Origin of the sequence: Pararhizobium sp. (genome assembly GCF_035497515.1) — a bacterium.
Lineage (GTDB): Bacteria > Pseudomonadota > Alphaproteobacteria > Rhizobiales > Rhizobiaceae > Pararhizobium.
In genome coordinates this window covers 1-9961 of the sequence record NZ_DATJDJ010000048.1, presented here as the reverse complement: position 1 = coordinate 9961, position 9961 = coordinate 1, and the positions used below count along the sequence as shown (strand labels likewise).

At 62.1% G+C, this 9961-nt stretch carries 8 protein-coding genes and 1 pseudogene; 1 reads left to right on the top strand and 8 read right to left on the bottom strand.

The genetic code is table 11. From position 1 onward, the window contains the following. The 5 genes and pseudogenes from VL202_RS05335 to VL202_RS05315 form a co-directional block, all read right to left on the bottom strand. Window positions 1-149, bottom strand: a pseudogene (locus tag VL202_RS05335) (myo-inosose-2 dehydratase); the annotation flags it as partial. A gap of 96 nt (window positions 150-245) precedes the next feature. Further along, a complete protein-coding gene (iolD, locus tag VL202_RS05330) occupies window positions 246-2114 on the bottom strand; it encodes a 3D-(3,5/4)-trihydroxycyclohexane-1,2-dione acylhydrolase (decyclizing) (RefSeq protein ID WP_325463120.1) in 1869 nt (622 codons plus the stop codon). A gap of 231 nt (window positions 2115-2345) precedes the next feature. Continuing rightward, window positions 2346-4277, bottom strand: a complete 1932-nt coding sequence (locus tag VL202_RS05325) for a bifunctional 5-dehydro-2-deoxygluconokinase/5-dehydro-2-deoxyphosphogluconate aldolase (protein ID WP_325463119.1) — start codon at window positions 4275-4277, stop codon at window positions 2346-2348. A 105-nt stretch (window positions 4278-4382) separates the two neighbouring features. Then, complete coding sequence (locus tag VL202_RS05320) at window positions 4383-5246, bottom strand: MurR/RpiR family transcriptional regulator (RefSeq protein ID WP_325463118.1); 864 nt, start codon at window positions 5244-5246, stop codon at window positions 4383-4385. 104 nt (window positions 5247-5350) lie between these two features. Further along, window positions 5351-6487 carry a Gfo/Idh/MocA family oxidoreductase gene (locus tag VL202_RS05315; RefSeq protein ID WP_325463117.1) on the bottom strand — a complete coding sequence of 379 codons (1137 nt, stop codon included), beginning with the start codon at window positions 6485-6487 and terminating at the stop codon, window positions 5351-5353. Window positions 6488-6760: 273 nt separating this feature from the next. On the opposite strand from VL202_RS05315, the gene VL202_RS05310 reads away from it, so the two are divergent. After that, window positions 6761-7588, top strand: coding sequence for a class II glutamine amidotransferase (locus VL202_RS05310; protein WP_325463116.1), 828 nt, complete (start codon window positions 6761-6763; stop codon window positions 7586-7588). Here VL202_RS05310 and coaBC read toward each other — a convergent pair. The 3 genes from coaBC to VL202_RS05295 all read right to left on the bottom strand — a co-directional run bounded on the left by coaBC (window position 7571) and on the right by VL202_RS05295 (window position 9767). Next, window positions 7571-8779 carry a bifunctional phosphopantothenoylcysteine decarboxylase/phosphopantothenate--cysteine ligase CoaBC gene (coaBC, locus tag VL202_RS05305; RefSeq protein ID WP_325463115.1) on the bottom strand — a complete coding sequence of 403 codons (1209 nt, stop codon included), beginning with the start codon at window positions 8777-8779 and terminating at the stop codon, window positions 7571-7573. The two genes, VL202_RS05310 and coaBC, sit on opposite strands and share 18 nt — an antisense overlap. Before the next feature lie 140 nt (window positions 8780-8919). After that, complete coding sequence (locus tag VL202_RS05300) at window positions 8920-9387, bottom strand: nucleoside deaminase (protein ID WP_325463114.1); 468 nt, start codon at window positions 9385-9387, stop codon at window positions 8920-8922. An 86-nt stretch (window positions 9388-9473) separates the two neighbouring features. After that, window positions 9474-9767 carry a hypothetical protein gene (locus VL202_RS05295; RefSeq protein ID WP_325463113.1) on the bottom strand — a complete coding sequence of 98 codons (294 nt, stop codon included), beginning with the start codon at window positions 9765-9767 and terminating at the stop codon, window positions 9474-9476. Window positions 9768-9961 lie beyond the last annotated feature (194 nt).

Here is a 9961-nt window from a genome sequence, read left to right as displayed (position 1 = left end):
TTGCTCGGAAAGCGGCGGCCCTGCTCCATGCCGGTAAAGCCCGCGCCGCGCGACTGGCGCAGGCATTCCTCGAGCGACACGTCATCAGAGAGTTCGGGAAGATCGTCGTTCCACCAGGCGATGGGCGACATGCCGAGTTTGGCTTTCATGAAAAGTCTCCTTGGAGGAAGGCAGGCGGCCTTCCCGTCGTCTTGTATGGTTGTCGTCCCTTGGCTCGACCCGGGACGACGGAAAGGGTGTCTGTCTTAACCGATAATCTGGGCGGAAAGCGCCTTGATATAGGCTTCACGGGCTTTCTTGACCTCGGGGCGGTCGCTGACTTCCGGCACGGCGACATCCCACCAATGACCACCTTCCTGGGTGGTGATCAAGGGATCGGTGTCGATCACGATGACGGTCGTGCGGCCATTGTCCCGCGTGTCCTTCAGCGCCTGTTCCAGCTCGGCGATCGATTGGACCTTGAGCGCGACGGCGCCCATCGCCTCGGCATGTTTGCGGAAATCGATATCGGGCATCACCTCATGATAACTGTCCTTCAACAGATTGTTGAAGTTGGCGCCGCCGGTGCCCATCTGCAGCCGGTTGATGCAACCGTAGCCCCGGTTATCGAGCAGGACGACGGTGATCTTCCTGCCCATCATCACCGAGGTCGAAAGCTCGGAATTGAGCATCATGTAGGAGCCGTCGCCGACCATGACGACGACATCCACGTCCGGCCGCGCCATCTTGACGCCGAGGCCGCCGGCCACTTCATAGCCCATGCAGGAAAAGCCGTATTCCATGTGATAGCTGCCCGGCGAGGTCGCCGGCCAGAGCTTGTGCAATTCGCCCGGCAGGCCGCCGGCGGCGCAGAGAAGCACGGTGTTTTCGCCGGAATGGTTGCGGGCCGTGGCGCCGATGACCTGCGCATCCGACGGCAGGGCGACATTGGTCGGCGCCATCGCCTTTTCGGCTGATGCCATCCATTCGGCCTTGAGCCTGGCGGCCTGCTCCTTGAGGGCGGCCGGTGCGGTCCAGCCGCCGAGGGCTGCGGAAAGTGCTGTGATCGTCACCCGGGCATCGCCGACGACGGGCAGCGAATTGTGCTTGGCGGCATCGAAGCTCGCGGTGTTGATGCCGACGAACTTGACGTCCGGGTTCTTGAAGATCGTCCAGGAGCCGGTGGTGAAATCCTGCAGGCGCGTGCCGATCGCCAGCACCAGATCGGCCTGGTCGATGATCGCATTGGCCGACGACGTGCCGGTGACGCCGACCGAGCCCATGGACAGCGGATGGCGCTCGTCGATCGAGGACTTGCCGGCCTGCGTGACGACGACCGGGATGCCGTGCTTTTCGGCGAACGCGGTGAGTTCCCGGGTGGCGAGCGAATAGAGCACGCCGCCGCCGGAAATGATCGCCGGCTTGGTCGAGGACTTGAGCGCCGCGATGGCAGCGGCAAGCTCGTTGTCATCGGCATGCTGGCGGCGGAAGGTCCAGACCTTCTCGTCGAAGAAACTTTCCGGATAATCGAAGGCTTCCGCCTGCACATCCTGGCAGAGCGACAGGCAGACCGGGCCGCAATCGACGGGATCGGTCATCACCTGCATCGCGCGTTTCAGCGCCGGGATGATCTGTTCCGGACGGGTGATGCGGTCGAAATAGCGCACGACCGGGCGAAAGGCGTCGTTGGCCGACAGCGTGCCGTCGCCATAGCTCTCGATCTGCTGCAGCACCGGATCCGGCGCGCGGTTGGCAAAGATGTCGCCGGGCAGGAAGAGGACCGGGATGCGGTTGACATGGGCAACACCGGCGGCGGTCACCATGTTGAGCGCGCCCGGACCGATCGAGGTCGTGCAGGCCATGAAACGCTGGCGGAACGAGGCCTTGGCATAGGCGATGGCCGCATGCGCCATGCCCTGCTCGTTATGGGCGCGATAGATCGGCAGCGTATCCTTGATGCCATAGAGCGCCTCGCCGATGCCGGCGACATTGCCATGGCCGAAAATGGCGAAGATGCCGCCGAAAATCGGCAGCTTCTCTCCGTCAACGATCGTCATCTGCTTGGTCAGGAACCGCGCGACGGCTTGCGCCATCGTGAGTCGTACCGTTTCCGGGCGCACTGTTTTCGGGCTCATTGTTTCCTCCTCGAACGAGGGCTTCGCCTCGCTTATTGATCTCTGTTTATGAGGAAAGTTTCACCCCCCTCTGTCACTTCGTGACATCTCCCCCTCAAGGGAGGAGATTAACCGCACACTCATTGCCCCTTTGTAAGGCTTCCTCAGTGGGCGCTGGTAATCCCCTTTTGAGGGGGAGATGTCGGCATCGCCGGCAGAGGGGGTGCGACCGCGTACGCCGGCGCCACCCGATCAAGCCGTCTTCGTTTCCGCCAAACCAAGCCAAAGCTCCACAAGCGCGCCGAACTTGCCCGCCATGTCGGCGACGGCCTGCTCGTCGGTCATCTCACCGGCCAGCCATGCCTTGCTGGCCTCGGCGAAGATCGTGCGGCCAACGGCAAAACCCTTGACGGTCTTGGATGTTCGGGCCGCTGCAAAACCTTCCTTCAGGACCTCATAGGGCGCTTCCAGCCCCAGGAGTACAACGCCACGGCAGAACGGATCGCGCTTTTCGATGACTGCATCGATCGCGGCCCAGGCGGCACGGCTTGCCTGCGGCTCCAGCTTCCACCAGTCTGGTTTCAGGCCGGCATCGTAGAATTCGTTGAGCGCGCGCGAGATCGTCTGGTCGTCGAGCGTGCCGTGCTTGCCGGCGATGATCTCGATCAGGATTTCGCGGCCGACCTTGCGCGCCGCCTCGAAGGCTGAACGCAGCTTGGCGATCTGGGTTGTCTTCATCTCGGCCGGATCGTCCGGATGGAAGAAGCTGAGCACCTTGATGCAATGATCGATCGGCCAGTCGATGAGCCGCGATCCGAGATCCTGACTGAATTCGAACTGCAGCGGACGCGAGCCTGGAAGCTCGATCGGCTTGCCGATCCAGAAGTTCTTGTTGACGGCAAACAGCGCGTCGCGCCCGTATTTGTCATCGAGCAGCATGCCGAAGCCGGGACGACCGTCGGCGATGCGCTCGGCGGCCTGTACCGCGAGAACCTTGAAGGCAGGAATACGGGCCAGAAGCTCGGCATTGTCACCAGCCAAGTCTTCCAGCTGGCTGCGGTGGTCGATGGCCAGCGCCATCAGTTGCGGAATGTCGCGGCGGCGGGTGGTGGCCCAGTGAACGTGGTTGATCGCCTCGTCCTTGCGCAGCGCCTTTTCCTTGCTGCCGTTTTCCAGGAAGAACTGCAATTCGGTCCAGGTCGGGATTTCCGGTGCGCACAACAGGCGGGAAACGGCGAAGGCGCCGCAGGCATTGGCCCAGGTGGCGGAGGTCGCATGCGGCTCACCCTTAAGCCAGCCACGCAGGAAGCCGGACATGAAGGCGTCACCGGCGCCGAGAACATTGTAGACCTCGATCGGGAAACCCTTGCCGATGATGCCGTCTTCCAGATCGTCCGAGATCGCGCCATCATAGACGATGCAGCCCATCGGGCCGCGCTTCAGGACGATCGTCGCATTCGAATTGGCGCGGATGGTTTTCAGCGCGGCGAGAAGGTCGCTGTCACCGGAGGCAATCAGCACTTCCTCTTCGGTGCCGACGATCAGGTCGCAATCGGCCAGAACCGTCTTCAGATGCGCCGAGACCTTTTCCGATGCAATATAGCGGTTGTCGCCGGCATCATGGCCGGCAAGGCCCCAGAGGTTCGGGCGGTAATCGATATCGAACACGACCTTGGCGCCGTTTTCCTTGGCGATGCGAATCGCCTTGCGCTGGGCGGCGTCCGTATGCGGCTTGGCGAAATGCGTGCCGGTGACGAGGATGGCGCGGGCGGAGCGGATGAAATCTTCCGAAACGTCGTCTTCGCAGAGCGCGCTGTCGGCGCAATTGTCACGGTAAAACAGCAGCGGAAAGGAATGATCGCTCTCCACCGAGAGGATCGCCAGTGCTGTCAACCGCTCGGGATCGGTGACGATGCCCTTGGTCTCGACACCTTCGCGCTCCAGTTGCTCGCGGATGAAGCGGCCCATCTGTTCCTTGCCGACGCGGGTGAGAAGCGCCGATTTGAGGCCGAGCCGGGCGGTGCCGACGGAGATATTGGTGGGGCAGCCGCCGACGGACTTGGCGAAGGAGGCGACGTCTTCCAATCGCGTTCCGATCTGCTGGCCATAGAGATCCACCGACGCGCGGCCGATGGTGATGAGGTCAAGCGGCTTGTCGGCCTCAGTCCTGTTGGTCTGGCTCACTGCATCCTCCCGGCGGGCGCTTGCGTCGCGCCGACATTTTTATTGGCTGGTGGGGTATTGCCATTTATGAAACATAAATTCCGCTATATAGTCAATATGGAATTTTCATTCCATAGCGCGTTCTTCGCTGTTCCGTCGCCTTTTTTCAGCCACGGCAACGGTCAGCGCCATGGCAAAAGCCATGCTGGCCGACAGCGACCGGAACCCGGCATGATCGGCCTCGACAAGCTCGAACCAGACCTTGGAGGATTCCGCCAGGGGCGAGAATGCCGAATCGGTCAGCGACACCACCGGCACCTTGCGGCTGGCGAGCATCTTCGCTTGATTGACGCTTTCGGACGCATAGGGCGAGAAGCTGACGGCAAAAGCTGCGTCCTTGGGGCCGGCCATGCCGAGGATGTCGTCGTCGATACCGGCGGCCGTGCCGGCCATCTGATACCGGACCTTCAGCTTGCCGAACGCATAGGCCATGTAGCCGGAAATCGGATAGGAGCGGCGCTTGGCGACGAGGTAGATGGTCTCCGCCCCTGCCAGGATGTTGACGGCGCGTTCGAACGCTTCCGGCTCGACCGAGGTGGCGATATTGTCGAGGGAGCGGTGGGCAGCGGCGACGAAGCCGTTGAAGATCGAACCACTCTCAAGCTTGCTGTGATCGTTGTCGCTCAGCGCCCGCAGCCGCTCGTCATAACCCGGCGTGCGCTCGCGCAAGCGCGCCCGGAAAATCTGCTGCAGGCTCGAAAAACCCTCGAAGCCGAAATGCTGCGCGAAACGCACCAGTGTCGATGGCTGGACATCAGCCGAAGTGGCGATGCTGGCTGCCGTTCCAAAGGCAATCTCGTCGGGATTATCCAGCGCATAGGCCGCGACCTGACGCAGACGCTTGGGCAATTGCGCCTTGCGCTCCAGGATGATCGCCTTCAGGCCATCAAAGTCCTGCGGAAGAGCAATGCCGTTGTCCGTTTCAGCCATGGTCGCCGGTCTTCCTGCGTTTGCGATGCCTCAAGACCTTAAGCAAAGAACGGAACGAGGAATAGAATATTTATTCCATAGCTCCGATTTTTCCACGCCGTTCATCAGTTCTTGCCGATATGAACCCATTCATTGGTCCTGGCAGACTGGTAGGTCGCCGAAACCACCTTCTGGACCTCGAAGCCCTCGCGGAAATCCGTTCCGGGTTTCTTGCCGCTGGCAATCGCTTCGAGGAACTCGTTGGCTTCGATGGCCTTCAGGTCGTTGAAGCCGATCTGGTGGCCGGGCGCGACGCAGAAGGCGCCGTAGGGCGGATGCTCGGGGCCAGCCCAGATGGTGCGGTAACCGCGGCTGCGGATATCGTCGCCGGCGAACCAGACCTTGAGTTCGTTCATGCGTTCCTGGGTGAAGACGATGCTGCCCTTGGAGCCGTAGATTTCGAAATCATGCTGCATCTTGCGGCCGGTGGCGCTCCAGTTGGCCTCGAAGCTGCCGGTGGCGCCGCCTTCAAAGCGGACGAAGGCGCGGGTGATGTCATCGACCTCGACGGCGCGCATCTCGCTCGATCCCGGTGCGATCGGTCGTTCAGGCACCTGGATGACTGTTTCGGCCAGCACCGATGTGATCGGACCGACCAGATGACGCAGCGATGCGATGATGTGACTGCCGATATCGGCGAGCGCGCCGCCGCCGCTCTTCGGGTCGAGACGCCAGCCCCAGGGCGCGGATGCGTCCATCATGAAGTCCTCGGCATGAATGCCTCGCACAGAACGGATCTCGCCGATCTCGCCACTTTCGATCAGGTCCTTGGCGAGGAAAATCATCGGGTTTTTCAGGTAGTTGAAACCGACCTGCGTGATGACGCCGGCCTTCTCTGCGGCCAGAACCATTTCGGCACATTCGACAACCGTCGGCGCGAGCGGCTTTTCGCAATAGACATGCTTGCCATGGGCGATGGCCGCAAGCGCCATTTCCTTGTGCAGGAGATTGGGTGTCGTGATGTCGATGATGTCGATATCGGGGTCTGTCAGCAACTCACGCCAATCGGTCGTCGCCTTGCGAAAACCGAGGCCGCGCCGGGCTTTTTCTGCCCCTTCCAGGGAGACATCGGCGACGGTGACCAGATCGAGTTCAAAGGGCTGGTCGAAGACCCGCGCCGCGATCGTGAAGCCAAGGGCATGGGCCTTGCCCATGAAACCCGTTCCGATCAAGCCGACACCGATCCTGCGCTTGCCGCACATGCCTGCACTCCTCCCGAGGCCGCGCTGCGCGGCTTTTGCGCGCAAATGAAATGATTTTCACAAATATTGTCAATATGGAATGTTTGTTCGAATGTTGGTCTCTGCTGTTCCGGACGAAACAGGAGCCCCGGGCGACAAGCCGTTAAATTGGCGGTGAAGATGCGGAAAATGCCGTTCGTTAACGCATTTTTACCATGTTGCCGGGATGATCGGTCACTATCATGGTTAACGAACCATCAAGGCGGGCCATCGCCGCGATCCGGAGTATGATTCATGTGCCGCTGGGCAGCCTATCGCGGAGAGCCGCTCTACCTGGAAGAACTGGTTTCGTCGCCGGCGCATTCGCTGATCGAGCAGTCGCATTGCGCCACCCGCGCCAAGACCGCCACCAACGGTGACGGATTTGGTGTTGCCTGGTACGGCGATCATCCGGAGCCCGGCCGTTACCGCGACATCCTGCCGGCCTGGTCCGACTGCAACCTGAAAAGCATCGCCCGGCAGATCCGCTCACCGCTGTTTCTCGCCCATGTCCGCGCCTCGACCGGCGGCGGCACGCGGCGCGACAATTGCCATCCCTTCGTGCATGGCCGCTGGTCCTTCATGCACAATGGCCAGATCGGCGATTTCGACCATCTGCGCCGGCCGATGGAGGCGATGCTCGACAACGACCTCTACACGTCGCGCACCGGCTCCACCGACAGCGAGTTGCTGTTCTTGCTGGCGCTGCAATTCGGGCTGGAGCACGATCCGCTCGGCGCGCTTGCCGAGACGCTGGCCTTCGTCGAACGGCTGGCCGAGCATCTGGAACGCAAGGTTCTCGTCCGCTTCACCGCGGCGCTTTCCGACGGTCACGACCTTTATGCCGTACGCTACGCGTCCGACTGGAAGGCGCCGACGCTCTATGCGGCGCCGATGGGCCCGAGCGGCGGTTACTGCCTCGTCTCCGAACCGCTCAACGATGACGACAACGTCTGGGTGGAAATCCCGGATGGCACGGCGGTGATCGTCGGTGAAAACGGTGTCGATGTCCGGCTGTTCGGCACGCAGGCGGTCTCGCCGTCGGCGATCCCGATGGGCCGCATGTCATCCCGCAAAATGTGAGGCGATCAGCCGCGCGAGCTTTTCGGCAACCGCCTGCTTGTCCATATCCGGCCAATCCTCGTCGCCGGATTTTCCGATGATCTTCACCGTGTTGCGATCGCCGCCCATGATGCCCGTCTGCGGCGAGACATCGTTGGCGACGATGTAATCCGCGCCCTTGCGCTCCAGCTTCGAGCGACCGTTTTCGGCGATATCCTGCGTTTCGGCGGCAAAGCCCACCACCAGTTTCGGGCGCTGGGCATGATGACCGACGGTCTTGAGGATATCCGGGTTCTCGGTCAGTTGCAGCGGCGGCGGGGCTTCGCCGGGCTGCTTCTTGATCTTGTTGCCGGCGGCGCTCGCCACGCGCCAATCGGCGACGGCCGCGACCATCACCGCGATATCGGCCGGCAGTGCCGCGAGCACGGCGTCGCGCATCTGCTCGGCCCGCTCGACGCGGATGACCCGCACCCCCTTCGGATCGGGGATGGTGACCGGGCCGGAGACCAGCGTCACATCCGCCCCCAACCGGGCAAGTTCGCTGGCGATCGCATGGCCCTGCTTGCCGCTCGAGCGGTTGGCGATATAGCGAACGGGATCGATGGGCTCGTGGGTCGGGCCTGACGTGACGATGGCCTTGCGGCCCAGCAGCGGCTTCGACGACGGGTCGAGAATGTCTTCGGCGGCGGAAACGATATCCAGCGGCTCGGCCATGCGGCCTTCGCCCTTTTCGCCGCTTTCGGCCATTTCGCCGGAGGCCGGGCCGACGAAATGGATGCCGTCGGCAACCAGGGTCGCATGGTTGCGGCAGGTGGCGGGATGCCACCACATTTTCGGGTTCATGGCGGGTGCGACCAGCACCGGGCGATCGGTGGCAAGCAGGATGGTCGAGGCGAGATCGTCGGCAAGGCCGTTTGCCATCTTGGCCATCAGATCGGCGGTTGCCGGTGCGACAAGAATGAGATCGCAGTCACGCGCCAAACGGATATGGCCGACATCCTGCTCGTCCTCGCGGGAAAACAGGTCGGTGAAGACCTTGTCGGCGGCCAGAGCGCCGACCGCGAGCGGCGTCACGAAGGCCTGCGCCCCCGCCGTCATCACCGGGCGCACCGAGGCGCCGCGTTCGCGCAGGCGGCGGATGAGATCGAGGCTCTTATAGGCCGCGATGCCGCCGGAGATGATGAGGAGAATGCGTTTTCCCTGAAGCGTCATGGCGAATTCCGGTCCTGCGGGCGTCAAGCGCCGCCCAATCGGCCGGACCCTACTTCACCGACAGCAGAGAGGCAATCGGCCCGCCACGGCGGCGGAGAGCGACGCCGATACGGAAGGCGGCCGGGAAAGCCGGCATGTCGCTATCCCTGCTGCATATCCCGCCACAGATCGTAAATATCAACCTCGCCCGACGGGCGCACCGGCTGGTAGGTGAAGGTCATCTGCTGTTCGGTAAGCGGCTTCCTCAAGTCGGCATAGAGCGACGCCGAGGTCAGGCCGTAGGGCGTGCCATCCTCGTTGGAATAGGCATAGGCGATGTCGGTGATCCCGGCGATGCGCATGGCGGCAAGGCACATGGGACAGGGATGGCCGCTGGCATACATTTTCGCGCCCTTGAGGATGGGCGACTGGCGCTTGTGCGAGGCGATGCGCACGGCCACGAGCTCGGCGTGGGATGTCGGGTCATGCGTTTCCATCACACCGTTGACGCCGGTGGCGATGACCTCGCCGTCCATCACCAGCACCGCGCCGAACGGCCGGCCGCCCCGGTGAACATTCTCGCGCGCAAGGGCAATGGCCTGCGTCATGAAACGATCATCATCGGACATGGGCGTTCTCCTTGGTTGCTGGAGAGTGTGGACCCGATGTGTTTGCGGCGTCAACCTTAGCTCCACCTGCAGACCATGTGCGGGGGTTAGACGCCGGCACACCCACCTTGCCTTCTGATTTCGCGAATCGTCCAACCATCTGCGCTGCTTCCTCGTCCGTTCGGAATGGTCACAATATGCATTTTGCAACCGAAGCGTGGATCGGGAGCAGCCTTAAAAGCAACGTAGATGCGATCTGTTCCGCTTGTAAAATAGTCGGACGGCTCAACCATCGTAGCTGCCATAAACTGGGCCATCGTCTGGCCGGAAAACGATTCAAAGTGGGATTGCTCGCTTTGTGCAACTTGCTCAGCAGTTTGGCAGCCTGCAAGCGCGGCCAATATTACAATCGAAAAATCTCATTCTCCCCCCCCAAAGGTGTCGTAGCGGAAGATGGCAGCGAACCCTTGTGAACGCAATTGTTCGCCTTGGTGAGCTATCCAAAAATATTGCGAAGTCGCCCCCTCCCCCACAGAGGGAGAGGGCTAGGGTGACGGGCAAAGCAGCAAAGACGAACTCCTGCACACCGCCAGTT